Annotated in this window: 1 protein-coding gene; it reads left to right on the top strand. The window is 48.0% G+C overall.

Annotated elements, in window-relative coordinates:
* The first annotated feature begins 95 nt into the window (after nt 1–95).
* The gene (locus tag LGT40_RS00340; RefSeq protein WP_226069664.1) at nt 96–857 is read left to right on the top strand and encodes an IS5 family transposase; all 762 of its coding nucleotides are present in this window, start codon (nt 96–98) and stop codon (nt 855–857) included.
* Nucleotides 858–888: the final 31 nt, after the last annotated feature.

Here is an 888-nt window from a genome sequence, read left to right as displayed (position 1 = left end):
CTAGGGTCTGTTGATCTTTGGTGGTTAAATATTGAGCAGCATGGTGACTCGGTATAATTGTAGTTCACCACAAACAACTATCACACCCAATCACCATGCCCAGACTCATGTTAACCGACCAGCGATGGCAAAAGCTATCCAGACTGATGTATCAAAGTGGCCGAATCTACAACAAACCAGGTCACAGAATGACACTCGAAGGGATTTTATATCGAATGCGAACTGGCTGCCCATGGCGAGATTTACCCCGTGAGTTCGGACAGTGGAGTACTGTTTTCCGACGATTCAACCTCTGGTCGAAGAAAGGTATTCTGGAAAGGCTGTTCAAAGCATTATCCCGTAACACGGATATGGAATGGCTGTTTATTGATGGCAGTATCGTCAAAGCCCATCAACATAGCGCGGGTGCGGCTTCTTCCAAATGTGAGGCGATAGGTCAAAGCCGGGGCGGCCATTCCACTAAAATCCATTTGGCGGTGGGGAGTTATGGTTTGCCAGTCCATGTCGAGTTATCCGGCGGTCAAGTCAATGATGTGGTCCATGCCCAAAGCCTGATTGAGGGCGCTCCCATCGCTGACAAGGTGATTGCAGATAAAGGCTATGATAGTGACGTATTCAGGAATGACGTTGCGAGCCAAGGTGTCAAACCCGTCATTCCACGTCGTAAACATAGCCGTGTTGGCAATGAGAACATGGACTGGTGTTTGTACCGGTATCGACATCTGGTTGAGAATGCCTTTGCCAGAATCAAACACTTTCGGGCGATTGCGACACGCTACGACAAACTCGAACGCAACTATCACAGCATGTTGATGCTGGCTTTTACTATGATGTGGCTGCCAATGTGGGCTGATTAATTTTTGTACAGCAAAGATCAACAGACCCTAG

This window comes from Methylophaga pinxianii (genome assembly GCF_020447225.1).
Taxonomy (GTDB): domain Bacteria; phylum Pseudomonadota; class Gammaproteobacteria; order Nitrosococcales; family Methylophagaceae; genus Methylophaga; species Methylophaga pinxianii.
Note: the sequence above shows the minus strand (reverse complement) of the source record. Positions and strands in the feature narration are given on the sequence as shown.